Raw genomic sequence first — 23,762 nt, forward strand, 5'->3', positions numbered from 1 at the left:
TACTCGCGCGCAGTTCTCCCCACTAGAAGCGAAGATCCTTGAAACCCATGGACTAGTCAGGCAGGCTCGACCTCCAGCTCCAGCGTCGTGGTGTAGCCGTGGTCCGATAGGTTGTGCGTGACGCGGGTGATGATCCAGCGCGTACTGTCGATCTGCGGCTTCCACCCTCGCACCACAGCGGGCAGTTCGGGAAACAGTTCCGGCCGGCCGCGTGCGAGCGTCATTCGGAACGATGCAACGCCACGCTGGATACGCTGCCATTCGGCACGCGCCGCGCGCTCGGCGTTGGTCTTCGACGCATAAGTGTGGCGCAACACCTTCACGTTGTCCGGGTTGGGGTTGGCCATCACATCAGCCACCGTCTTCTTCTGCCCCTTCTTGCGCTTCTTCGTCGGCGCCGGCTTGGTGACTACCTTCACCGCGTTAGACGCGTCGATCACCACCTCGCCCTTCACCGCGCGCCGCGCGTCCTGGTAATACGCCTTCACGCCGTTGTAATTCTCCCGGTCGGCGATCAGAAAGCTGTGGGTGTCGCCGCTGGCCCGCGTGAGTTCAACCGTAGGCAGCTTGATTCCGGTGGCGCTCTTGGCATCCCCCGTCTTGATGAACAGCAGCTTCCCGGCCTTCACCGTGGCGATGGCGTCGTGGTCCTTCGCCAGGCGCGTCAGGAAGTTGGCGTCCGATTCGCCGGTCTGGTCGATGTGGTCGATGACAAGTCCGAGCAGCGTGGGCGCAACCACGGACGCCAGCGCGTTCATGGCCGCGATGCCGCCGACGATGGCGCCGATGGTCTGGCCCCGGAACGAGCGTTCCTTGCGGGTGGTCATGCCGCCAGACAGGTCGACGCTGCGAGCACGGATGGTCAGGCGGTCAGGGGGTCCCGAGTGCTCCAGCTCGTCCACCTTGTACTGGCCCTTGTCGACCACGCCTGTGTCCGCCCAGCCGATCCCGAGCGACAGCATGGTGCCCTTGTCAGGCAGAGCAAGCATGCCGTCCGCATCGTCCAGCTCGATATCGAGCTGGTCGGCTTCGAAGCCGCGGTTGTCGGTGAGGGTCAGCGAAATGAGCCGGCCCGCAAAGCGGTTGGTGATGTCCTTGGGGCCTTGACGCAGGCGATACACCGGCACCGCGGCCTTGCTGACGATGGACTCCAATGCGGTGGATAGTTCCATGACGTTTAGAGAACGCTGGAAGCGACGCTGGAGGCGAGGTTCATGACGGCCTCTCCGATGATCTGTTCGAGCTTGCTGTCCACGCGCGTCAGCTTCAGCGAGAACTCGATGCGGCGGGCCTTGCCGTCCTTGAAGAAGAGGGTACGGGTTACCGCCAGCGAATCGATCTCGAACATACCGTAGTAATGTCCGGTACCCTCGATCAGCACGTAGGAGAGACCAAGGTCCCCCATCACGCGCAGCACCTCGATGGTGTTATCGCCGCCGCTGATCTCGGGCAGCAGCACGCCCGATAGCGTAATGGTCTCATCGTCGGGGCCGGTGAACTGCCGTGAGGGACGTTTGCCCACCCGGTTGTTCGACGGGTGGCGCCAGCCGATCTGCTGTTGGAATTCCTGATAGGGCGCCGTCTCCAGTGCGAAGACGAACAGCCCGAGAGCCATCATCATGGGTCAATCCTTGTCGGTAAGCCGCGACCGGCCACGGGCATTCTTCTGCGCCTCTAGCCGTTCGATGCGCTCGGCGACCAGGCGGGCAATCAGCTGCTCGTCCGCACCGGCGGGCGGGTTAATGTTGATGACGACGGGCGTGGACGCCACAGGCGTCGCGACAGCGCCTGTACGGGATGCAGCCGAGAGGGGCGGTCGGTTGTCGACGCTGATGCCGGCTGCAGCCGATCCGGTGCCAATGGCAATGCCGGCGCCGATGCCCGCCATGGAGCTGGCCACCTTCGACACCACGTCGAGCGGGCCGCGCTGATTCTGCGCGAGGCCCTGCTCTAGCCCGCTCATGGTGTAGCCGCCCAGGTCGGCAAACACGCGGCTTGGCGAGTGGATGCCAAGCTTCTCCTTGAACCAGCCCACCACGCTGTCGCCCACGGAAACGATGGCCTCGCGCACGGCGCCCACACGGCTCGTGATGCCGTTCACCAGTCCCTGCAGCAGGTTGGCACCGAACTCGCTGAATTTTTCCGGCAGGTCAAAGCCGAACCAGCGCAGCACCGGCGCGATCATGGAGTAGAACGCACCCATCGGCGACCAGTTGGCGATCAGTGACAGGATGCCGCCCAGCCCGCCCTGAAACGCCGTGGTCACCTGCGCCCACAGGCCGGTGAAGAAATTGCGGATCGGATCCCAATACTTGATGAGCAGGAACGCTGCGACACCAATGGCGGTCACCGCCAGCCCAATGGGATTCAGCAGGAACACGCGCCCCACGAAGCTGAAGACGGTCATCAGGAAATTGAAGGCCCCGGCCAGCCGCGCGACGATGCCCACGCCACCCCCGAGCTGAATGCCGAGCATGGCCATGCCATATCGGGCAATCACCATGGGCCCAAACGCGGCAGCCAGTGCCAGCGTCAGGCCGCCCAGCACCGTCAGCAGCACGCCGACCGCCGCCGCACCCTTGATGAGCCAGGCGACGAGCTGCGGGTGTGCCTGTGCGAACGCATTGAAGCGGTCCACCAGGCGGCCCACCGTGTTCATCAGGTCGACCAGCGTCGAGCGAAGGACTTCACCGCCCGCGCTGCTGGTGTTGAATATCTGGTTCTGCAGGCGCTGCCAGCGTGCGGAAATCGTGTCTTGGCGTGCAGAAAACTCGCGGGACATCGAGCCCTCTGCCTTCGAGCCATTGGCTAGATCCAGCTGGCGCTTCAGTTCGTCCGGCTTGTCGACCAGCTTGGCCAAGGTGTCCGAGTGCTCCATGCCCACCAGCTCGACCATGACGCCAATGCGCTTGTCGGCAGGCAGCTTGCGCTCCTCGATCACCTTGAACAGCGTGCCCGTGGCATTCGTCGCCATGCCTTTCTGAATCTCGGTGGTGGTCAGCCCGATTTCGGACACCGCTGCGTGAAACTTCTTTGTGCCCTTCTCGGCAGCAGCGAACTTCTGGACGATGGCGTTGATGGCGGTGCCCGCCGTCTCCGTGCGCTCGCCCAGCGTCAGCAGCGTGGAGGCGAGGGCGGCGGCATCCTTGGCGGGCATGGCCACACCGGACACGACGCCGGAGATACGATTCAGGACGTTGATGATGTCATTGCCCTTGCTGATGGCGTTGTCGTCCAGATAGTTGATCGTGTCGGCCAGCCCCATGATCGCGTTGGTCGGGATTCGGAAGTTCTTGGCGACCTTGCCCATGCTCTCGGCGATCTCGTCCGGCACCGCGTCAAATGCGGTGGCCATCATCGCCACAGTGCGGGTGTACTCGATCAGCTCGTTACGCGGCACCTCCATGCGTGCGCCGGCCGTCACCATCTCTGCGATCTGCGCAGTGGGAATCGGTAGTTCCTTGCCAAGCTGCCGGATCTGCCGCGCCATGTCGTAGTAGATGTCCGTCAGCTTGCCGCTGGGATCCCGCGCGCCGTCCACTTGCCTGGCGATGCCGAGCATGGCGTCTTCGAACGTGACGTAATCCTTGACGGCCTTGGCGATGGGCGTCAGCACAATGCCGCCGGCGGCCGCCATCGACGCGCCGGCATTGAGCATGGCATTCCGGGCAGCCATCCCCTTCTGGTATTGCGACTGTGCGGCAGCCATTAGCCGGTGGCGCTCCCCCACTGCCCGGAGCTGCGCCTGCTGCTGCGCCAGAGCCTGCGAGGTGTTGTCGATGCGGTTGCGGAGGTCGCGCTGCGCCTGGCCGAGGCTTGTCGTGCTGATGCCAGCGGCATCGAGCCGGCCGCGCACTGCGGCAAGGTTCTGCTGCAGCTCGCCGCCTCGCTGTTTGAGCGCTTGGGCTTCGCGCACCGCCGTCTGGAATGCCCGCGACATGGCCGCAGTGGGCTTGTCGGCCGCCGCGATCTCCTGTGCCAGAGCCTTTACACGTGCCTGCGTGGCGCCCAGCTGGTTCTCGGTGATCGCGGCGTCTTTGGACAGCTTGCGAAAGCTGTCGATGTTGGCCTGTGCTCGGTTCAGATCCTTGAGCTGGTCGCGGGTGGCCTTGACGGCCTTGGCCAGATCGGTGCTGCTGCCCATGATGGCGCGGAACGGGCGCGTCATGCGGTCGACGGCCTGCAGCACGACTTCAAGCCTGAGGTTACGGGGTGTGCTCATTCGTCGGATCCGCTACGTTCGTAGGCGCGCTCGCGCCATTCCATCAGCTCTGCGACCCCCATGGCGTACATCACCTCCGGGGGCCAGTGAAAAATCACTGCAACGTCTGCGATGGCGTGCTCGACTCGGTCTGGAAGTTTTCCTCCTTGGCCGACTTCGGCAGCAAAAAACCGGTCACCGCCGTTCCCAGCTGGGTCAGGTCCGCCGGATCCAGCTTGCTCACGTCGTGCTGCGTGAGCGTTGGGGTGGTGATACGCGGCAGCACGATGTGCAATGCGGTCACGTCCATACGCATCAGATCGACCAGGCTGCAGCCGCGCAGCTCGCCCGAACCGGGCTTGCGTACCGCGATGGACTTGATGGTCTGCTCGCCGCGCTTGATGGGGCTATCGAGGGTGATATCGGTGGAGGTCGGTTGGGTCATGGCAGTAGGAATCAGGATGACAGGAACGGGCCAGCCCAAAGGCCGGCCCGCATGAGGTCCGTTACAGGCCCATGGCGCGGCGCTGGCCGGCCAGGCGATCGACACCGAAGACAACCTCGATGAAGTTCACATGGTCGATCTCACACCACACTTCGCCGTTGATGGTCAGCTTGTAGTAGCTGACCGAGGACTTGACCTTGAACTGGCTGTTGTCGCCGGCCTTGGCGTTGCCCATGTCCAGCTCGGTGTGGCGGCCGCGGATGACGATCTCGACCGAATCGGTGTCGCTGTCGTCGTCACGCTGGAGTGCGCCAGCAAAGCGCAGCAACACGCCTGATACGGACGTGATGCCCCATTCCTTGAAGATGGCGCGCATGATGCCCCCGTAGGTGGCCTCCAGTTCCATCTTCTCGGCACCCAGATCGATATCGACCGGGCCGTTCATGCCGCCCGCTCGGTACTCTTCCAGCTTGCGAGTGAGCTTGGGCAGCGTCATTTCTTCGCACTCGCCCACGAAGCTCTCGCCATTGTGGAAGACGTTGAAGTTCTTTACTTTGCGTGGCATTGCCATGGCGGTTCCCTTTCAGGTGTTGGCAGCTCGCACGCTTACGCGTTGACGGCTTCCGCGAATTGCATGAGATATCGGTCGGTGATGCGCTGACGCAGCGTCAGGTTTTCCAGCGGCGGTACCGGCGTGTAGTCGTAGTCGATGCCGAGCTGTCCATCCTTCAGCGAGTCCTTGGGGTTGAACTCCGGGTCGTACCACGCGGAACCGCCGAGTAGGTAGCCGTTGCGCGTCAGCGAACGCATCTTCCCGTTGATGCCTTCCACGATGTCGCGTACGAGCGACGGCGTCATCGGCAGATCCATGGCCCAGGCGTGCGCCTCTGCCATCGTGTCTGCCAGCACCTGCGCCGTGCGGGTGTAGTTCTCGAACTGGAAGAGCGGATCCGAGCTGCAGGTGCGAGAACCCCAGAAGCGGAAGCCCTGAAAATTGATCAGGGTGGTGACGTCGTTTTGGTTCAGGTATCCCGCGTCGGTGGCCGGATCCTGCAGATCCCAGAAGACGTCCTTGGACAGGCCCGTCACGCCGTTGATGGCCACGTTCGACAGCGTCTTGTGCCAGCCCACTTCGTTGTCGAGCTTGGCGCGCAGTCCCAGCGCACGCGCCGTGGCGAAGAGCGTGGTCTCGGCGTTGGACACCGTGTCCCAGCCGATGAAGTCGGGCCAGATGGTCATCAGCTCGCGCTGGCCAAAGTTGTCGCGGTAGGCGACCGCTTCTTCCTTGGTCTCGCAGCCGAACGCCGACACATAGGCGAACGCGCGCAGCTTCTGCGCGATGCTGGCCAGCTCCGTGGCCACGGGCAGGCTGTCCATGCCGGGAATGCCGAGAATGCGTGGCGTGACGCCCAGGCTGTTCTTCGCCGACAGCAGAGCCTTCATGCCGGTGAAGCGGCCGTTGGCATCGGTGCCGCCGATCAGGTTGCTGGTGGTCTCGGCATCGGTCGCGCCCTTGGCCACGCGCACGACCACGGTCAGCGGGTTGGCCTGATCTGTGATGGCGTCGAGCGCTTTGGCCAGCGTCCCGGTGTCGCCCGCTTTGCCGAGGGACGAAAGGGGGCTGGTCAGCAGTACCGGCTTGTTAAGGGGAAAGACCGTTGCGTCCGCGTCGTCAGCAGTACAGACGATGCCGGGCACGGCCGTCGCGATGGTACGAATGGGGCGGGTGCCTTCGTTGATTTCAACGACACGTACGCCGTGGTGGTAGTCAGATGGCATGCAGTCCTCCGGGATTGATCCTGACGATGGTGGGATCGTCCCGGTAGGATGCTGCGCACGCGCGAGCCTGTCTCTCTAATGATGTTGTACGCCAGCGGCGCACAACATCACGCGTGTACGGGAAGGGGAATGGACGCTGCCAGCGGCAGCATCCAGAGGTGTTGCGGGTAAACGCGGCGACGGAATTCCGGACGCACGAGCGGCTGGCCAGCAGCATCGAACGCCCATGCCACCAGCTCGGAGCAGAACCACGCATCGTCTGACTGCCAGTCTCGGCGCAACGCGAGGCCAGCTAGTGCCGAATAATCGTAGGGCTTGCCGACCTGGGATGCCGCGGCGTCGATGACCGCTTGCGGATCACGCGCAGGCAGGTCGGCTATCGCATAGTCCGTACTGCGCGACAGCGCATCGACCAGCGGCGCGCGCCGTACACCGTGTAGCGCCACGGCTTCGATCACGCTGTCGCCATCGACCACGGCGACGTGCGACCAGCGTGACCATGTGAAGGCCCGGATGGCGACCGACAAAGGCAGCCGCGTGGTGGAGAACAGAACGCGCACGCTCGACATGGTCAGCTCGCCGCGTTGCCCAGACTAGCGATCTTAGCGTGGATGCCGTCAATGGCCGCAGAAGCAATCGCCGTCGCCGAGTCCGCTGTCAGCGCATTCCGTACGCCTTCCTTCGCTTTAAGGCGTGCGTCTCGTATGGCATACAGCGCAGCGTTCCAGGCGTTTGCCTCCGCGATGATGTTATCGGCCGCTTGCTTCGACGACCAGCCCTTCGCTTCCGCCCAGCTTTTGACGCTTAGAGGGCATTCGCCCACGTATCCAGCCGCTCGATAGGCTTTCGCTTCGGCTTCGGCGATCTGGTACTCGGCAGCGCGCAGTGGGTCGCCGGCAACCGCCAGGCGGGCGGCGTCGGCCGCGGCATCGATGCTGGCGCACAGCAAGACGCGCACCTGACCGAGAGACGGCGCGGGACGGTCAATCAGTACGGCCTTGCCATCAGGCGTGACGGCCATGATTTTTCCAACGGACTGTCCTTCGAGGAGCTGGGCGTGCGTCGCGGCGCTGATCGCGATGCTTGGCTGTGGAATTGGGTCGTGGATTCCTTCGGCGACAAAGCCAATGACCTTGTTGTCGCCGTCGACTTGCGCGTAGATTTGCATGGGTGTTTTCTTCAGAGGATTAGAAGCCGAGTGCGATGAAGCTGCACCACTCAGGGCTCGCTGCGAAGTTCTGTGCGATGACTTGCCCGGTAGGGTCACCGCCGGCGGTCGAGACAAAGAGGGTTGCGTTAGTACCGGGAGCTTGGCGGTTGCCGGTACACATCAGACAGTAGTTCGGAAACCGCAGTGCATACGAAAACGCCGTGATTCCGCCCGATACAGCGTTGCACTGGAATGAGCCCCAATTGAGAATCAGGCCGCCAGGGAATCTCTGATACCCGTTCGTAATGTGGTAGCGGGCCCAGTTCGCCCCAAGTTGCTCGGCAGCGGACCCAGAGCAGAGCCATCCATTCGACGCCTTGACGAACACGGCCGTCTCGCCCGAGTACACAGTCACGGCACCAAGCGCCGTTCCCGATGCGGTCATCCAATCTGTTCCCGCGCGGGCGACATTGAAGGCTTGCCCGCCAACATTCTGGAAGACAAAGGTAGCGCCGTCAGGTGCGGCATTCAGCGCCGGAAGCGTAAGCACCTGCCCAGCAGCGACCATCGCGACGCTAATCATCTTCCCTGCGTTTGCGACTGGCACGTTTGCCGTTGCTGTGAAGCTGGCAGACCCGGAAAAGTTGCCGAGCGCGCGTTGCACGGCTTCCATCGTGGCGAGCTTCTTGCTCGCATCAAACTGCGCTTGTGTCGGCGCGGTCGGGTTGCCGGTCAGGTCCGGCGATGCCAAAGGCGCCTTCAGCGCAAGCGCGGCTGTCATGGTGGCCGCAAAGTTCGCGTCGTTCCCGAGTGCAGCAGCCAGCTCGTTTAGGGTGTCGAGTTGGGCGGGCGACGCATTCACCAGCGCAGCAATCGCGGCGGCGACAAACGCCGTGCTCGCTGCCTGCCGCGTTGCCGTGCCGGGGGGCGCGGTGTCAACCTTCGGAACGCCGGTGAAGTCGGGAGACGCGAGGGGAGCGAAATAGCCGTCACCTACGCGCTTGAATACGAGCGCTGTCGCGCCGATGATGATTGTGCCGTCCGTGGCCAGTTGCCAGACCGAATCGCCGTTCACCGTACCCTGTTCGATGGTCACCAGTGCACCGGGCGTCAGATCGATGCCACTGTCCGCATCAGCGGTGCGTGCCCATGCCCCAGTGGCCGCTGCATAGATACCGTTGTCTTTGCCCGCCACTTGGTCTTTTACGAGGACACGGGCGCCAACAGTTAGCACGACGCCGTCGACGGTTTGCAGTCCAGACAGCGCGGCGAGAGGGGCGGTGGTTGCGACGAGAGCAGACTGCTTGCCGTCGCGTTTATCCAGCTCCGCGGCGATTTGGGTGTCGACGTAACCGCGCGTGGCGAGCACGATGGACGGATCCACCTTCAGTTCCACGGTCGCCCCGCTGGTGTTCAGACAGACCAAGCGCACGACCTGCGTGCGTGCGGAGCCTTCGGCCAACACCGGCTTGTACGTCTCCGGAATGTTGGCGTAATAGACCAACGTACCGTCTTCAGCATGAAGGCCAGCTTCGCGGATCCACCAGCCACCCTCAGTCTCAGGAATGACCTGCTCGGCGATGAACTGGCTCGCGTTCTGCGGATCTTGTGTCAACGAATTGATGGCCGCACGGCGGCGTTCGTTGATCAGCGTCTTGCGTGCGCGATCCGGGATAGGCAAGGCACCATTGGCGTCGCCGACCGACATGGCCGTGAGTTTCAGGGGGACGCCCAGTGCCTGGGCGTTGGCAAGCTTGGCCTCGCCGTCAGCGGTGGGGATAAGGAAATAGGTTTGCGCCATGGCTCACAGAGGGTTGACGGTGATGGTGTCGACCAGGTGCGCGGCGCCGGCATAAAGCGATGCGCCCACGACCTCGACGGGTTGGGGGGAATACGGGTAGACGGTGATGACATCGCCAAGCAGCGGCGCGCCGGTGTAGCGCACGGCGCCTCGTGTCTCGACGCTTATGGCGAGCCCCGTCAGGTGACGCGAAAGCGGCTTGGCGTCGTCGATCAGGCGCTCCAGCTCGGCGTACATTTCCTCGGTGATGCCGGTGTCCATCACGCCGACATCGAGATGGAACGTGCCGCGCGGTCCTTCTGGTTGCATGTCGTACCAGGGCACCACGCGGATCAGATAGCCAAGCGGCTCGATCGCGCGGCGGATGGCACCGACAGTGCCTTTGCGCTGATGTACGAAGAACGAAGCGTCGATCACCGCCCGCTTCGTCCCTTCCGACCAGTTCGGATCCCAGCGGTCGACGGATCTTTCCCACGCGAGGAAGGGCAGCACACTGGCGGGGCACTTCGCGGCGTCTCCCAAATCCCGGATGGGCACTGGGATTCGTTCGATAGCCGCCCCTGCTGTGGCGATGTTCCGCTCCACCTGCGTGGCGTTCGGAGGCAGGAGCCTAGACACGTGCGCCCCCATCCACGATGTTCACGCCAGTGCAGTAGGCGGCCTGCGTCTCGTCCAGCACGGCGTCTTCAGCCGGCAACCGAATCTCGACGCGCGACACGCCCTCGGCGAAAAGCGCACTATTGATGGCCGAGCGGTCGATATCGCGGCCGAGCCGACGGCTGTCCTTCCGGTAGGTGTCCAGACGCTTGGCGGCCTCGGCCAGCACCAGCTCACGCTCCGGGCCGTTCGTCTTCGTGTACACCGTCGCGTCAATTTCGTAGTGGGTGATCTGGGCCGACTGAACGGTCAGCCGGTCTGCCAGCGGTATCACGTCTTCGTCGCTGAGCGCCGCTTTCACGTTGTCCAGCACTTCTTTGCCAACACTGCCGTCGCCCTCGATGCCGAGGACGGTGACAACGACTTCGCACGGTTGCGGGCTGATCGCACTGACATCGGCAATGCGACCGTCCGCACTGCGGGCGTGGAATTTGTAACCTTCGCGCGGTCCGGCCGTCGACAGCCCCTCGAAGGCGAGCTGCGTTCGCTCGGTCAGCGACTCATCCTCTTCCATCACTGCAGCCGTGGGCGGCTCCGTGCTGTCGTCTTCTGGCGTCACCACCAGGCGTTCCACGTTGTAGTTCGCGGCTACGTGTTCGAGGTCGTTACCCTTGGCATAGGCCAGCATGCGCGCACGCGATGCGTCATTGACGCGCTGACGCAGAACCGTCTCCCGGTAGGCGTTCTCCTGAATCAGCTTCACGATGGGCTCGGATTCGAGCTGCAGCGTCTGTGCCACATCCGCCCGCTGGGCGACGGGAAAGAGGCTGACGTAGTAAGCCTTGCGTTCGGCAACGATGGTCTCGTAGTCGATGTTCTCGACCACGTCCGGCACCGGCAGGCGTGAAAGATCAATGGGCGTGGTCATGTCTTGGCCTCGCGCAGGGGGATGGAGAGCGTGCCCAGCGGCGTGCTACGGGCGCCGTCGACGCGATCTGCATCAAGATCTACCGTCATGGCGCCTTCGCCGTCGATCACAAACGATGCGGAGTTGACCTGCACGCGGGGCTCCCACTTCACGATAGCCGCCACGGAGGCGGACATCACGCGCAGCTGGGTGACGTCGTTAAGCGGCTGGTCGATCAGCATCGGCACTTGGGAGCCGTAGGTGCGGCGCATAGAACGCGTGCCCTCCGGGGTGGTGAGAATGTCGCGGATGGACTGCCAGATGTGTTCCAGATCCGTGATGGCGCGGCCTGTTGTGCTGTTGAGCCCGAGATAAGTCATCGTGTGCCCTCCGTCCAGTCACCACCGCGCTGTACCTGGCCGTGGTCGTGGTCATCGAGCACTACGCCGTTGGACGATAGCTTTCCGTCCTGGTGGTTGAAGTCGCCGGTGATGACGTTGCCATTCGCACCGCCTTGGCCAGCAATGCCGTTTTGGTAGGAGAGCAAGCCCTTGACGGTCAAGTTGCCGTCGATGGTGGTATCCGGGCACTTCACCAGGACACTGGTGGCGGCCTCTACTATGACCTTCTGAATGCCGGTGACCGACAGGGTGCCGACGACGTGGTTGTAAGTCGTCATTGCGCCATCTGGGTACAGCGTGACGGTTTCGTCGGGGCTGTGGCTGGGCGTATCGTTGGCATCGGAGGGGATGCCGCAAAGCACGATGCCGTTGCGTGGCTCACCGCTGGGGCAGAAGAGCAGCACCTGTTCACCGATAGTCGGCGGGCTCCACGTGCGTGTACCCCCGGAGCGGCGTTCGGCCCACGGCAGCCAGTCTGTTTCCAGACCGCCCGAAGTCACGCGTACGCGCGGCGGCTTGCCATGCTGGATCTCGGCAACAGTGCCGGTGCGCAGCAGGTTCTCAATCAGGCGGAGGATTTCAGCGGAGTCCATACCCGCCAGCGTGCCTTGCGCGCGCGCGGCGGTCACGTCTTCGTGGTTGTGCTGGCTTCAGCGACAACAAAACGATGCAACATGTTCGGCCGGCGCGTTGGATCGCGGATAATCCGATGGACATCTAACCGCGAGAGAGCCTTATGTCAGATCCAAAGATCTTGGAGCTATACAAGCAGCTAAACACCATCAACGAGAAACAGACCTATTTTCTTCTTGCTGCGGCAGGCACCGCGATTGGTTTCGCGGTTCAGAAGACCGAAGGTCAATTGCTTTCTTGGTGGCTAACTCCGGTCGCACTATCAATCCTGTGTTGGGGCGCCAGCTTCTACTACGGATGCTGCCATGTCGCCGCGTGGCAAAACGCGATGGTTTACAACTCGAACGCTTTGGAACTTGAGGCCGGTTCGCATCGATCCCTGCGGGATGGTCCGGCGCCACGCTATTCTGCGATGGAGTTCTCTTTTGCTTTACAGGACGTAGCATATGAAAAGGCTCACCGATACAAGCGAGCACAGTTCTTTCTGCTCGTCTGGGGCGCAGTCCTGTTTGTTGTCTGGCACGTCCTGCGTATCGCTCAAGCAACTTATGGCTGGTGAGGTCGTTGAGGCTACTGAGCCAATTGAATCATGACGAGGTCTGCTATCTTTTCCACATCGCCATTTTCGAAGCCAAGCAACTCTCGCTTCGCATACTGGACTTCGAGCCCGCCTTTGTTCACGCGGTCGCGCAGGCCGAACTGGTGGACGGCTGCAATCCGCTGGGCATTGCCAATGAATGTCACCACCGCGCTGTTCGGGTCGGACTGGGCCTTCATGAAGCGAGAAGTACGCAGGCGCATGAACATCGCCCGGCGGACACGGCCGGTGCGTTGCCTCAGGCGTGGCTTACGTGGCTCATAGGCTGAGCCATCAGGATTGCGCTGTTCGGCGATCCGTACCGTCTGGCGGCGCCGCATCTCAGCAGCGACGGCGCGTAGCAGGGCCCGTCGTTCGCCTGCATCGAGCTTGTGTAGCAGGGCGGCCGCCCAAGTGGTCAGGTCTTCCAGGCTGTTCATGGCGCAGGTAGCTTCCAGCCGGAAGGGTCATCGAACTCGTTCACCGGCTCCGGGGCATGCGTGACGACGTAGTGCCCTTCCACTACCTTGACGATCACCCGCTCCGTCAGCGGAATACGCATCAGCAAGTCGACGCAGTCGTGGCTCAGGATGTCCGTTTCGAACTTGAAGCCATCCGGCCGCCGGTCGGGGTTCGTGAATAGTTCTGGCTGGTTCGCACGCAACCACGCCATAACCGGCACCATGATGGCGTCCGCGCTCTCCGAAAACTCCGTCACCAGCAACGTCAGCGTGTACTGATACTCAAACGAGATGGTCTTCGCGCCAGTGGCCACGACGCGGCCTTCTTCCACGAACAGGTGCAGCTTGTCCGGATTGCGCTTCAGATCCGCTACGGCAGCGGTGATCGCCGCGCGCAGCTCCACGGGCTTTCTCATTGTGCAGGCTCCCCGATGATCGTCACGCCCTGCGCGCGCAGGGTGTCCTGCAGCGCCGTCAGTCGAGCGGCGTTGATGTGGCCGGTGGTGTAGTTGGCGGCGACGGTGCCGGCGACGGCAGAGAGTGGAACGCCTGAGGGGGTCGCATCAGCGCCTCGGGGATCCTGATCGAGCACGCCACCGGAGGCGGCGGTGTCGTGCAGGCGGACAAAGCCACCAGGCACAATGCAAGCGGCATCAGCAACGACCGTGACATAACGGGGAATCTCCTTGACGATGGTGTCGCCCTTCACGCGAATGGTCTGCACGCGGTCGACATACTTGGTGACCTCGACCACACCTGCATCGGTGTTGTCGAGCTGGGCGCGCAGCGACGCCACCAGCGTTTCGGCAGTGTTCGCACGCTGGACCGAGTTCTTGTACCGGTCCGTGAACCACGCACCGGCACCAGCTGCCGCCACCAGGGTGACGACAGCAGCCAGCGCAACCACGAGCGGCCGGTTCATGCGGGCACCTGTTCATCGGCCTCGTAACGCGTAAAGGCTCGGGCCAGCTTCACGTCGTAGAGGTTGTCCTTGTACGCCGGGCCGTTGTAGCCAGAGGCAAACGCAGCCCACTTCAGGCCCTTCAGCGCCTTGTGTAGGGTGGGATCCGTCGCAATGAACTGTACGAAGGCGTCGAGCTGCTGGGATTCGCCGATGCGCATGGCATCGGCAAAGGCTTGCACGTTGGCATAGCCGAGGCGCTCCCAGTGGTAGCCCATGATCTGGAATAGGCCCCAGCTCGCGGAGGCGAGCGCGCATGCCTGGTCAAGCCCGGCTGCCTGCGCAAGTCGCATATGCTCGGCGGCCTTGCCCATGTATCCGCCGCGTGCCGGGTTGACGATGTTCGGATACTGGCGTGCGAGCTGGTCCGCGTCATGGCCGGCGGCGCGCAGTTGCCGGTACATGATGTGGCGCTCGAAGAGGATCACCGGCCGGCCGTCAGGCAGAAATCCCGAGCCTTGGCTCTCCACCTCATTGACCGCACGGACGGCGGCCAGCTTCACGTCCAGCGTTCTCGCGGCCCGTCGCAGATCCTCGGCACCGAGGTGGCCGGGGCTGCGTCCATCGAGCTGCAGGGCCAACATCGTCTTGTTGCCGACCACCCCGTCCACGACCAGGCCGTAGCGTGCCTGCGCCACCACAACGGCGGCGGCTGTCGCGTCATCGAATGCACCCGTCAGGTCGATACGGGCGCCACGCACGCGCAGCAGGCGCTGCAGCTCGCGTACCTCGGCGCCTACATCACCGCGTCGCAGTAGCGTCATGGCTGGTTCTCCGAAGCAGGCGCAGCAGCAGGGACTCCCCATCACCATCCGGATCGAGCCCGGTGATGCGGAACAGCTCGACCACGTTGCCGCGCACGGCGTAGATGGAAACGCAAAGGATGGCGGTGATTCCGTTCAGCGCCAGCAGCGCCCATTCATAGCGTTCGAACGCTACGCCGATGGCGACGGCACCGGACATCACAATCAGGGCGTAGGCCAGCCGCGCGGCCCACGGGCGATGGGCTGCGCCATGGCGGCGGAAGAACAGCAGCCGGATGGCGATCAGCGCGCAAAGCATCGCCTGAAACACGTAGAGCGTCTTCACTTGGCACCTCCGTCGCTGTTGCCCCGGATGAGCGCCACTAGGCGGTCGCTGTTGTCGGCAAGCCGGATCAGCGCCAGCAGCAGCTTCACCAGCACGGCCGATGCGATCAGCGCACCTACGCCGTGGCTGACTTCGGTGTCGGCCGGCAGGATCCGGGCGATCAGCGATGCGGCCAGCGGCGCGGCGAGCCACCCCATCACAATGGACAGCATGAGGAAGGCAATCTTCTTGCCGGTGGTCAGCTCGTCCGAATTCAGGGCGAAGACTGCGGCGCCCGCGAACGCGCCCAACACTGTGGCCGCGTCGACGCCTGGCACCAGCGTGATCGCGCCGATGCCGGTCACCGCGAGGGCGGCCGTCGAGCTGGCGGAGATGGGTTCAGCCATGATGGATTCCTTGGGGTCAGTCCCAGAGCTGGACGCGCTGCACGTCAGCCTGCTGGGGTAGGTCGGGCAGGTCTACGACCGTGCCGTGGGGAAGAACCGGGCCGAGATCGGCCAGGCCCCTGTTTGCTTCTAGAACCGCCTCGGTGATGCCGGCGGTCTGGCCGTAGATGCGATGACAGATTGCATCTACGGTGTCACCCTGCATGGCGATGACGCGCATCAGATCAGCTCCACCGTGCTGCGGGGCCGGCCGATGATGTCGCTGGTTGCCCAGCGCGCATCCCTGCGCAGATCTTCCACCGCCTGCATCAGCGCCTCCGCCTTGCGGTCGCCGGCCGCCGTGGCGTCGTAATCCCGGTACCGCTCGATCAGCCCAGCCCGTGCTTCGCAGTACACCGCCCGCAAATAGCGGTGTAAGTGCGCAGACTTGCTGTCGATCAGTGCGGCGGGCACCGCCTCCAGCGATTCATAGCCCGCTGCCAGCTGCTCGGCCCGCCACACACCCAGATCCTCGTTCACGGACAGCGCGGCTTCTACCAAGGCAGCCCGCAGGCGCTCAGCCGTCACCGTGCCGTCCTGCCGCATGGCGGCCGTCGCCGTGTCGACATCGATGTCGGGGAAGAATCCATCGTTGACGATCAGGTTCTGGCCGGTAGCGGCCGGCTCGGCTGCGAAGAATGAGGACATGGGTACGCGGTCGGTGAGTGGAGGCGGTGGACGGGGTGACCGTTCGGGTTGGCCTTGCGGCGCGTCCTTGGGACACCCCGTGCCGCCTGATGCGCGGGGTCACGCTCGGTGTCAGCCCGTGCCTTCCACCTGAGAGAAGGCGGGGCCAGCATTCTTGATGTCACGCTCCAGGCGCTCGATGTCCTTCTTCACGCCGACCTTCTCGTGGAGCTGCAGCGCACGCTGCAACTGATCGAGTGCGTAGCGCCGGTATGCCTGTTGATTCGAGACCGTTTGCTCCGCAACTCGCGCCAGCGCCTCATAACCCAGCGCCTTGTGGAGCTTGGCTCGCACTTCGTCGGGCATGTCTTCGCCTTGCACGAGGTCGGTTACCTCCACCAGCGCCTTGGCGTCGACCGGCTGCCCTGCCTCGGTCGCTTTGATGGCCATCGAGGCGTACTCCTCCGCAATCAGGCATGCGGTGGTGCGCTGGTACTGGTCTGGCATGACCAGGCCGTGACGGATTGCGTAGCGCGCGAGGGGCAAAGCGCCGGCAAAGTCGCCGACATCGATGTGCCAGACCATAACGGTCATGAACACTTCGTCCTGCACGCCCTTGTCCGCGTCCAGCGTGCCTTGCACCCAATCGGAGTACTCGGGCAGCATCTTGCGCTTGGCCTCGGCCTTGCGCTCGATGGACTGGATCTGTTTGAGGGAGCGCTTGTGCTCGGCGAGCTGCGCCAACATCAGCTCGTGGCCGGTGGCATGACGCAGCGGACTGGCGGCAGCTTCGGCGGCCGCCGCCATGCCGGCTGTCACGCGCAGGTAGTGTCGGCGGGCCGGACTCGTCATGCTTCGGCTACCTCGATGTTCTCGGCCATAGTCGCCGCTGCCAGATCCTCGATGACGTAGGCGTCGTTGCTCGACTCGTAGTTCTCGATGCGATCGCGTTTCGCGTTGTCCACGATGGTGCGACGGCGGGCGCCTTCCTGCCAGTAGATGGACAGGTTGTCCAGGCGTGTAACCAGCAGCGCGTCAGGCGGGAAATAAGGCACGCGGACGGCAGGAAGATTGCCGATGCGCTTCTGGCTGATGATGATGTCCGTAGCCAGCTTCTGCGTGGGATCGCGGTCGCGGTTCAGCAGCGGGAAATACTTGTCTGCCAGCAGCTTGCGGCCGCAGATCACCACAAGGTCCGGGTCTTCGGCGTACCACGGCGCGATCAGGTTGTTGCAGAGATCGAATACCAGTGCGTCCAGGCTCGCATAGTCGCGTGCCGCGTCGGTGTCGGCACCGCCTACCACAATCTTGCCGGCGGCCTTGCCGTCCTTCATCACGCGCTCCGCCGCTTCTTCGCGGAGGTGCTGGAGCCAGCCCTTGTTGACGTCCTGCAGCATCGGATTGGCGGCGAGATCCGATGTTGCAGCGCGTGCAATGCCGTTGAAGCCAATCATGATGCGGTCCAGCGCCTGGCGGCGCAGGATGGCGTCGCGAATGCGCGTCTGGAAGTCCGGGAACTTCGCCCAGGCGTCCAGACGTTGATAGGTGATGTGGGTGTCCGAGTCGGTCTTCTCGCAGCGGTACTTGCGCTCATCCAGCGTGACGATGTCTTTGGTCTGACGGTCCTTGACCGAGGTGTCAGTGGTGCCGGCCACCGGGCCGGAGACGCCGAGGCCGACTTTCTCGCCTTCCTGTTCGATCACGCCGTGGACGTTGATTTTCGTGAGGAACTCGCTAGACTCCTGCACCTTGGTTTCGAGGCGCTGTTGCACGCTCGGCTGCACGCTGAACTTGCGGTCCACGCGGTCCACGCCATTCAGTTTGGCAATCTCGGCTTCATATGCCGTGTACAGACGGCGGGTATCGTTACGCATAGGTTTGGCTCCGGGTATAGGTTGGGGAGTCGCTGTCCGGATGCCGGCTCAGCAGTCGGTCTTGATTTCGGCGTCGCCGCTGCCGCCCGTGGCCGGCGGTCGCCTCGTGAATGTCTCGGTCTTCTCCAGATCGCCCTTGAGCGCGGAGAATTCCTTGTTTGCGGTGGACTGTTCTTGCTTCAGCTTGTCCACCTGCTCGGCCACGGTCTCGACAGCCTTCAGCACCTTGCTGAAGTTGTCGCTGAGGCCCTTCACTTCGGTGGCCAGCGCCGTCACGGCTTCGTTCGTGTCGGCGTGCTTTGCTTCGTTCGTCTCGTCGCTCTTGTCCTGGCGGGAGAACATGCGCTTGATCGATTCGGTCAGGCTGGACGAATCCTTGCCCTTGTCCTTGCCTTTGCCCTTGCCATCGAGCTTTTCTTCGCTGAAGTCGAGAGTGACTTCCACGGCTTCGGTGAACAGGTTCTGCGGATCCTGTTTGCGCTCGGCCAGCGGGTTGACTTTGGCTTTGGCGCTGAAGGCCAGCATCTCGCAGCCCAGACTTGCCGGGTTGTCGGTCACGGCCAAGCCGGTCAGGTATGCCTCGCCGGTGTCAGCGAAGTCCGGGTTCACCTCCATCGAGCAGAACACCTTTTGCCGTGCCTTGTTGAAGGCCACCAGCTCGGCCGTGGGATCGAGCTGCGCGAAGAGGCGCATCTTGCCGTCCTGCTCTTCGGCTTTGAGTGCGAGCACGTCGCCGTATGCCTTGAACAGGCCGGTCGGGTCGTAGCCGCGAATGTGCTCCATGTTGATGCGTGCGCCATACGTCGCGGGGTCGTAGCTGGCGGCCATCTGCACGATCATTTGACGGTCGATCACGCGCCCGTCACTGGTCGCGCCTTCGGTGGCAATGCGGAAAAACTTCGTGTTCTTGCCGGCCATGGGTTCCTCTTCGGTGGTGGTTCGGTGTGGTGTGCTCGTGCTGCCATGTTCGGCGGGCCGCCGCGCGCGGGCAACGCAATCGTGTTGTCCGATTTGCTGTGACAACACGCGCGACGTGGCACGCGCGCGCGCGGACGGTAGCGTGGCGGCATGACTACGCTTCCGCCCATCACATCGCTTTCGCTGGACCCCGAGATGGAGCCGCGCCGCATTGCGCGCGCGCTCTACTGGCAGGGCTATCGCGTGGCGCGCATCGCCGAGATGCTCGGCAAGAAGCCGTCCACGATTCACAGCTGGAAGCAGCGCGAGCAATGGGACCGGGCCGACGCTGTGACGCGTGTGGGCTCGAATCTCGAAACGCGCATGGCGCAGCTGATCGCGAAAGAGAACAAGGAAGGGAAGGACTTCAAGGAGATCGACCTCCTTGGCCGGCAGATCGAGCGCCTGGCACGCGTGCGTCGCTATGAGGACGGCGGCAACGAAGCGGATCTGAATCCGAAGGTGGCCAACCGCAACAAGGGACCACGCCGCGCACCGGAACGCAACGCGATCAGCGACGAAGAACAGGAACAGCTGGTCGACGCGTTCAAGGATTCGATGTTCGACTACCAGCGCGCCTGGTACGAGGCGGGTCTGAAGGAACGGATCCGCAACATCCTCAAGAGCCGGCAGATCGGGGCGACGTGGTACTTCGCGCGGGAAGCGTTCATTGACGCGCTGACCACCGGGCGCAATCAGATTTTCCTGTCAGCCAGCAAGGCACAGGCCCACGTCTTCAAGCAATACATCATCCAGTTTGCGAAGGATGCGGCTGGCGTGGAGCTGAAGGGCGACCCGATGGTGTTGCCGAACGGCGCCACGCTCTACTTCCTCGGCACCAACGCGCGCACCGCCCAGAGTTATCACGGCAACCTGTATCTGGACGAGTATTTCTGGATCCAGCGATTTCAGGAGCTGCGCAAGGTGGCCTCCGGGATGGCCATCCACTCGAAGTGGCGGCAGACGTATTTCTCGACGCCTTCGAGCCTTGCCCACGAGGCATACCCGTTCTGGTCTGGGGCACTGTTCAATCGAGGCAGGAAGAAGGAAGACCACATCCGCGTGGATGTGAGCCACGCGAACCTGCAGCGCGGCCGGCGGTGCGCGGACGGCCAGTGGAAGCAGATCGTCACCGTCGAAGATGCCATCGCCGGTGGGTGCAATCTGTTCGACCTCGATCAACTGCGGTTGGAGTACAGCGACGCTGACTTCGAGAACCTGCTGATGTGCGGCTTCATCGATGACACGGCGTCCGTCTTCCCGCTCTCGATGCTCATGCGCGGCATGGTCGATAGCTGGGAGGTGTGGGAAGACTTCCGGCATTGGTCGCCACGTCCGTTCGGCAACCGCGACGTGTGGGTGGGGTACGACCCGAACGGTGGTGGTGGTGACAGTGCTGCGCTCGTGGTCGTGGCACCACCGCTCGTACCAGGCGGCAAGTTCCGCGTGCTGGAGAAACACCAGTTCCGTGGCATCGATTACGAAGAGCAGGCCACCGCTATCAAGCGCGTGACCGAACGCTACAACGTCGCGTACATCGGCATCGATCGCACCGGCATCGGCGATGCCGTCTACCAGCTGGTGACGAAGTTCCGACCCGATGCCGAGGGCTTCACCTACTCAGTCGACGTGAAGACCGGACTCGTGCTGAAGGCCCATGACGTGATCAGCAAGGGGCGCCTGGAGTTCGACGCCGGCTGGACAGACTTCGCCGCGTCGTTCATGTCGATCCGAAAGACCACCACCGCAGCTGGCGGCCGTGTCACCTATCAGGCCGGCCGATCAGAAGAGACCAGCCACGCGGACCTCGCGTGGGCATGCATGCACGCCATCGCACACGAACCACTCGAAGGCGTCACCACCACCAATACCAGCATCATGGAGCTGTCATGACCCGTAAGAAAAGAGGCCGCGCGCCAGATGTGATCAAGCACGCTGCGCCGCCGTCCACCCCGGCAACCCCGGCCCCAGCGTCGGCGATGGAGGCATTCAGCTTTGGCGACCCCGTCGCCGTGCTTGACCGCCGCGAGCTGCTCGACTACATCGAATGCCAACGCGTAGGGGAATGGTTCGAACCGCCGATGCCTTGGGATGGCCTGGCGCGCACGTTTCGCGCTGCAGTGCACAACAGCTCGCCGATCTACGTGAAGCGCAACATCCTCGTATCGACGTTCATCCCGCACAAGCTGCTGTCACGCACTGCGTTCGCGCGCTGGGTGCAGGACTTCCTTGTCTTCGGTAACGGGTATTTGGAGCGCCGCGACAATGTGCTCGGCCGGCCGGTGGCGCTGGAGCCGGCGCTTGCGAAGTACATGCGACGCGGCACGGACCTGGAGCGGTATTTCTTCGTGCAGAACTGGCAGGACAAGCACGAGTTCAAAAGGGGTAGCGTGTTCCACCTGATGGAGCCCGATATCAACCAGGAGGTGTATGGGCTGCCCGAGTATCTGTCGGCCCTGAATGCGACCTGGCTAAATGAGTCGGCCACGTTGTTCCGCAGGCGCTACTACAAGAACGGCAGCCATGCCGGTTTCATCCTCTACATGACCGATGCCGCGCAGAAGCAGGAGGACGTCGACAACCTGCGCGAGGCGCTGAAGAACAGCAAAGGGCCGGGCAACTTCCGCAACCTGTTTATGTACGCGCCCAACGGCAAGAAGGAGGGCATTCAGCTTATCCCAGTGTCCGAAGTGGCAGCGAAAGACGAGTTCTGGAACATCAAGAACGTCACGCGTGATGACCAACTCGCCGCGCATCGCGTGCCACCGCAACTGATGGGGATCATTCCCAACAACACAGGCGGCTTCGGAGATGCCGAGAAGGCCGCCATGGTGTTTGCAAGGAATGAAGTGAAGCCTTTACAAGACCGGCTAACTGAAGTTAATGGATGGCTCGGACAAGAGGTGGTTCGGTTCGAGCCGTACTCATTGGACTGACCATGCGCGCCGGGCAAGCGCCGCCGCACTGTGCCCGGCGTCGTCAGTCTACATGGGCCTCCAACACAGCCCCGCCGCTTCGGCGGATGGCGCGAAGCTCGGTCATGGCTACGTCACCCGCTTTCGTCAAGGTCCAGTATGTCTCAGTGTCCTTTACGCTGCGCGGCTTGGTGCTCTTGTCGATGAACTTGAGCGCTCGAAGTTGGATTTTTACAGTGTCGAAATCCTGCAAGCTTACCGGCGACTTTCTGGTCTCGCTGCGTTCCACTTTTGCAGCACCAAATGCCTCATCCTCCAAGACTTTGCCGTGTGCCCATGCAAGGCGGTTCAGTGCCGCCCGCATCGTGAACTCAGTTGCCTCGTCTAGGAGGTTCGGTGCAATGGCTCCAAGAATGTCGTTCCACGTAACGTCCACGTTCACGTCGCACGTAGCTGTGGCTTCCGACCATGCATTTATTGCTGTTGCTTCATAGTGCAGCGTAAAACAATCGCCGCCATGTGCGAGGTCTGTCAGCTCATGTTGTCCATCCACCTTCGCAGCCGCCAACTCAGCTTCGAGTTGTTCGATCTTGCGATGCAATTGGACCATCTGCTGCGCCGCTGATTCATCGGGGACAAGATCCGCGCGAACCCAACCGATTGCCGGCGTTGACTTGATCAACTTAATCAGGCTGCGACTCACTTGACTGCCAAGGTCTTTCGGATCAGTCCAGAAGCGGCACACCTTGCCAGATGCCAAGTCGCGAAAGGCAGCAAGTTTTCTTCGGCCTTCCTCCGAGCCTTCAGTCTTGCCTGCCGAGATTTGCTCGGGTTCCTTGTGCAAGAAAGCGATGGTTGGCTTGCCAGTCTCAAGAGCATACCTGTATTCCATCTCGGTATAGCTAAAGCCCTCGGGTCCCAAGGAGCCATAGCGGCCGCCGATGACCAGAATGTAGTAGTCACTATCGTCAATGACCTTCTTTATCAGCGTCCATTGATCTTCATTTGCGGCGGGAAACAGCTCCATCCCGGATGGAATGCAGTCGAGTTCGAGAAGCGCCTGCATGACTTCCTGTCGTTCGTCTTTCAAGTCGACAAAGGTCGAGCTGACAAAGACTTGGTATCGCTTATCCACTTCCAAGGCTCGCGTACGAAATCGGTCCTAGATTTTATGTCGACTGCTCGGCACAGACGGTGAGATTTTCGCAGGCGTGCCTAGGCATCCCAGCCGGCAATTCCTCGCGCGCCCACGTCGCGCCAGGGTGCCGCCGAGCGCTTGCCATCGGCTCGTCGCCGGATTACGGGCATCCCCCACCATCGCTCTTCAGCGCGCGGTTGAGACCCCGCCTCACCCGGGCGCTTCATCGAGTGGTTTTTATGCACCGACGCAACCCCCCGCCCGCCGCGCCAGTGCTAGGGCCGCAGGCGATTTGCACCATGCATCCACTTACGCAGATTTACGCAGCTCGCGCAGTGTCCCGCACGGGTGTTCCAGGCTCGTGATGGCGTTTGCTGTCCAAGTTCTCTCAATGTACTGGCCAAAGCTATGGACGGGGGACGGCTCGGGAAAAAGGTAACCTCGGTAACCTGCCCCAAAAATCTACGCTAACCCATTGATTTGTAAGTGTGCTGCAGGTTACCTACAAAAGGTAATCTGAGGTAACACAAAAGATAACCTGTTCGTAAGTGGTTGATTTTATTGAGGATGATGAAGAATCAAAGTTACCAAGACCAAAGGTAATCTGGTTACCCTAAAGTTACCCCAATGTTACCTTTTCTCTGAAACCCCCAAATCCTTATCTGGCAAGGCTTTCCGGTCGATTCTCGTCCACAGGTTACCAAAGTTACCTTTTTCCCGACCCCTCACCGACTTCAGCCAGGACCCTTGATATATACTGTACATATATACAGTGGTAGGTCAAAACGCGCATGCGCAGCCGGAAGCACACGCCACGCCGTCAC

29 protein-coding genes are annotated in these 23,762 nt (G+C 62.5%); 3 read left to right on the forward strand and 26 right to left on the reverse strand.

Annotated features, from left to right (window positions below; all coding sequences use genetic code 11):
* Positions 1 to 56: 56 nt before the first annotated feature.
* The 14 genes from BLQ58_RS17570 to BLQ58_RS17635 all read right to left on the reverse strand — a co-directional run bounded on the left by BLQ58_RS17570 (position 57) and on the right by BLQ58_RS17635 (position 11,910).
* Positions 57 to 1,172, reverse strand: coding sequence for a phage late control D family protein (locus BLQ58_RS17570; RefSeq protein ID WP_092600617.1), 1,116 nt, complete (start codon positions 1,170 to 1,172; stop codon positions 57 to 59).
* A gap of 5 nt (positions 1,173 to 1,177) precedes the next feature.
* A complete protein-coding gene (locus BLQ58_RS17575) occupies positions 1,178 to 1,621 on the reverse strand; it encodes a phage tail protein (protein ID WP_092600619.1) in 444 nt (147 codons plus the stop codon).
* A 3-nt stretch (positions 1,622 to 1,624) separates the two neighbouring features.
* A complete protein-coding gene (locus tag BLQ58_RS17580) occupies positions 1,625 to 4,222 on the reverse strand; it encodes a phage tail tape measure protein (RefSeq protein ID WP_092600621.1) in 2,598 nt (865 codons plus the stop codon).
* Complete coding sequence (locus BLQ58_RS28850) at positions 4,219 to 4,335, reverse strand: GpE family phage tail protein (protein WP_139186131.1); 117 nt, start codon at positions 4,333 to 4,335, stop codon at positions 4,219 to 4,221. The genes BLQ58_RS17580 and BLQ58_RS28850 overlap by 4 nt, the downstream gene beginning before the upstream one ends.
* Complete coding sequence (locus BLQ58_RS17590; RefSeq protein WP_092600624.1) at positions 4,317 to 4,646, reverse strand: phage tail assembly protein; 330 nt, start codon at positions 4,644 to 4,646, stop codon at positions 4,317 to 4,319. Before BLQ58_RS17590 ends, BLQ58_RS28850 begins: the two co-directional genes overlap by 19 nt.
* A gap of 61 nt (positions 4,647 to 4,707) precedes the next feature.
* Complete coding sequence (locus BLQ58_RS17595; RefSeq protein WP_092600626.1) at positions 4,708 to 5,217, reverse strand: phage major tail tube protein; 510 nt, start codon at positions 5,215 to 5,217, stop codon at positions 4,708 to 4,710.
* A 35-nt stretch (positions 5,218 to 5,252) separates the two neighbouring features.
* Complete coding sequence (locus BLQ58_RS17600; RefSeq protein ID WP_092600628.1) at positions 5,253 to 6,425, reverse strand: phage tail sheath protein; 1,173 nt, start codon at positions 6,423 to 6,425, stop codon at positions 5,253 to 5,255.
* Between the two features lie 107 nt (positions 6,426 to 6,532).
* Complete coding sequence (locus tag BLQ58_RS17605; RefSeq protein ID WP_092600630.1) at positions 6,533 to 6,994, reverse strand: YiiX/YebB-like N1pC/P60 family cysteine hydrolase; 462 nt, start codon at positions 6,992 to 6,994, stop codon at positions 6,533 to 6,535.
* 2 nt (positions 6,995 to 6,996) lie between these two features.
* Positions 6,997 to 7,593: a hypothetical protein gene (locus BLQ58_RS17610; protein WP_092600632.1), complete on the reverse strand. Its 597-nt coding sequence runs from the start codon at positions 7,591 to 7,593 to the stop codon at positions 6,997 to 6,999.
* Between the two features lie 19 nt (positions 7,594 to 7,612).
* Complete coding sequence (locus BLQ58_RS29510; protein WP_092600634.1) at positions 7,613 to 9,376, reverse strand: phage tail protein; 1,764 nt, start codon at positions 9,374 to 9,376, stop codon at positions 7,613 to 7,615.
* A gap of 3 nt (positions 9,377 to 9,379) precedes the next feature.
* On the reverse strand, positions 9,380 to 10,006 hold the full coding sequence (locus tag BLQ58_RS17620; RefSeq protein ID WP_092600636.1) for a phage tail protein I: 627 nt from the start codon (positions 10,004 to 10,006) through the stop codon (positions 9,380 to 9,382).
* Positions 9,987 to 10,901: a baseplate J/gp47 family protein gene (locus tag BLQ58_RS17625; protein ID WP_092600638.1), complete on the reverse strand. Its 915-nt coding sequence runs from the start codon at positions 10,899 to 10,901 to the stop codon at positions 9,987 to 9,989. Before BLQ58_RS17625 ends, BLQ58_RS17620 begins: the two co-directional genes overlap by 20 nt.
* Complete coding sequence (locus tag BLQ58_RS17630; protein WP_092600640.1) at positions 10,898 to 11,260, reverse strand: GPW/gp25 family protein; 363 nt, start codon at positions 11,258 to 11,260, stop codon at positions 10,898 to 10,900. The genes BLQ58_RS17625 and BLQ58_RS17630 overlap by 4 nt, the downstream gene beginning before the upstream one ends.
* The gene (locus BLQ58_RS17635) at positions 11,257 to 11,910 is read right to left on the reverse strand and encodes a phage baseplate assembly protein V (protein ID WP_254775996.1); all 654 of its coding nucleotides are present in this window, start codon (positions 11,908 to 11,910) and stop codon (positions 11,257 to 11,259) included. The genes BLQ58_RS17630 and BLQ58_RS17635 overlap by 4 nt, the downstream gene beginning before the upstream one ends.
* Positions 11,911 to 12,017: 107 nt before the next feature.
* Between BLQ58_RS17635 and BLQ58_RS17640 the strand changes: the two genes are divergently transcribed.
* Positions 12,018 to 12,473, forward strand: a complete 456-nt coding sequence (locus BLQ58_RS17640; RefSeq protein ID WP_092600642.1) for a hypothetical protein — start codon at positions 12,018 to 12,020, stop codon at positions 12,471 to 12,473.
* Between the two features lie 11 nt (positions 12,474 to 12,484).
* On the opposite strand, the gene BLQ58_RS17645 is transcribed toward BLQ58_RS17640, so the two are convergent.
* From BLQ58_RS17645 to BLQ58_RS17695, 11 genes are all read right to left on the reverse strand, one after another.
* The gene (locus tag BLQ58_RS17645) at positions 12,485 to 12,931 is read right to left on the reverse strand and encodes a phage virion morphogenesis protein (protein ID WP_092600644.1); all 447 of its coding nucleotides are present in this window, start codon (positions 12,929 to 12,931) and stop codon (positions 12,485 to 12,487) included.
* Positions 12,928 to 13,368: a phage tail protein gene (locus BLQ58_RS17650; protein WP_092600646.1), complete on the reverse strand. Its 441-nt coding sequence runs from the start codon at positions 13,366 to 13,368 to the stop codon at positions 12,928 to 12,930. Before BLQ58_RS17650 ends, BLQ58_RS17645 begins: the two co-directional genes overlap by 4 nt.
* Positions 13,365 to 13,874 (reverse strand): hypothetical protein, encoded by a 510-nt coding sequence (locus BLQ58_RS17655; protein WP_092600648.1) that lies wholly within the window; start codon positions 13,872 to 13,874, stop codon positions 13,365 to 13,367. Before BLQ58_RS17655 ends, BLQ58_RS17650 begins: the two co-directional genes overlap by 4 nt.
* Positions 13,871 to 14,677 (reverse strand): N-acetylmuramidase domain-containing protein, encoded by an 807-nt coding sequence (locus BLQ58_RS17660; RefSeq protein WP_092600650.1) that lies wholly within the window; start codon positions 14,675 to 14,677, stop codon positions 13,871 to 13,873. Before BLQ58_RS17660 ends, BLQ58_RS17655 begins: the two co-directional genes overlap by 4 nt.
* Entirely contained in the window at positions 14,655 to 15,002 is a 348-nt protein-coding gene (locus BLQ58_RS17665) for a phage holin family protein (protein WP_092600652.1), read from the reverse strand. Before BLQ58_RS17665 ends, BLQ58_RS17660 begins: the two co-directional genes overlap by 23 nt.
* Positions 14,999 to 15,388, reverse strand: a complete 390-nt coding sequence (locus tag BLQ58_RS17670; protein ID WP_092600654.1) for a putative holin — start codon at positions 15,386 to 15,388, stop codon at positions 14,999 to 15,001. Before BLQ58_RS17670 ends, BLQ58_RS17665 begins: the two co-directional genes overlap by 4 nt.
* A 16-nt stretch (positions 15,389 to 15,404) precedes the next feature.
* On the reverse strand, positions 15,405 to 15,608 hold the full coding sequence (locus tag BLQ58_RS17675; protein WP_092600656.1) for a tail protein X: 204 nt from the start codon (positions 15,606 to 15,608) through the stop codon (positions 15,405 to 15,407).
* Complete coding sequence (locus BLQ58_RS17680; RefSeq protein ID WP_092600658.1) at positions 15,608 to 16,075, reverse strand: head completion/stabilization protein; 468 nt, start codon at positions 16,073 to 16,075, stop codon at positions 15,608 to 15,610. The genes BLQ58_RS17675 and BLQ58_RS17680 overlap by 1 nt, the downstream gene beginning before the upstream one ends.
* Positions 16,076 to 16,186: 111 nt before the next feature.
* Positions 16,187 to 16,906 carry a phage terminase small subunit gene (locus tag BLQ58_RS17685; RefSeq protein ID WP_092600660.1) on the reverse strand — a complete coding sequence of 240 codons (720 nt, stop codon included), beginning with the start codon at positions 16,904 to 16,906 and terminating at the stop codon, positions 16,187 to 16,189.
* Positions 16,903 to 17,928, reverse strand: a complete 1,026-nt coding sequence (locus tag BLQ58_RS17690; protein WP_092600662.1) for a phage major capsid protein, P2 family — start codon at positions 17,926 to 17,928, stop codon at positions 16,903 to 16,905. The genes BLQ58_RS17685 and BLQ58_RS17690 overlap by 4 nt, the downstream gene beginning before the upstream one ends.
* A 48-nt stretch (positions 17,929 to 17,976) precedes the next feature.
* Positions 17,977 to 18,846, reverse strand: coding sequence for a GPO family capsid scaffolding protein (locus BLQ58_RS17695; RefSeq protein WP_092600664.1), 870 nt, complete (start codon positions 18,844 to 18,846; stop codon positions 17,977 to 17,979).
* A gap of 150 nt (positions 18,847 to 18,996) precedes the next feature.
* Here BLQ58_RS17695 and BLQ58_RS17700 point away from each other — a divergent pair, with 150 nt between their 5' ends.
* Together BLQ58_RS17700 and BLQ58_RS17705 are read left to right on the forward strand one after the other, a co-directional pair.
* On the forward strand, positions 18,997 to 20,778 hold the full coding sequence (locus BLQ58_RS17700) for a terminase ATPase subunit family protein (RefSeq protein ID WP_092600666.1): 1,782 nt from the start codon (positions 18,997 to 18,999) through the stop codon (positions 20,776 to 20,778).
* Positions 20,775 to 21,821, forward strand: a complete 1,047-nt coding sequence (locus BLQ58_RS17705) for a phage portal protein (RefSeq protein ID WP_092600668.1) — start codon at positions 20,775 to 20,777, stop codon at positions 21,819 to 21,821. Before BLQ58_RS17700 ends, BLQ58_RS17705 begins: the two co-directional genes overlap by 4 nt.
* Positions 21,822 to 21,864: 43 nt before the next feature.
* Here BLQ58_RS17705 and BLQ58_RS17710 read toward each other — a convergent pair whose 3' ends face one another.
* On the reverse strand, positions 21,865 to 22,935 hold the full coding sequence (locus tag BLQ58_RS17710) for a DUF4062 domain-containing protein (protein WP_092600754.1): 1,071 nt from the start codon (positions 22,933 to 22,935) through the stop codon (positions 21,865 to 21,867).
* Between the last annotated feature and the right edge of the window lie 827 nt (positions 22,936 to 23,762).

Origin of the sequence: Ralstonia sp. 25mfcol4.1, from assembly GCF_900104095.1 — a bacterium.
Lineage (GTDB): Bacteria > Pseudomonadota > Gammaproteobacteria > Burkholderiales > Burkholderiaceae > Cupriavidus.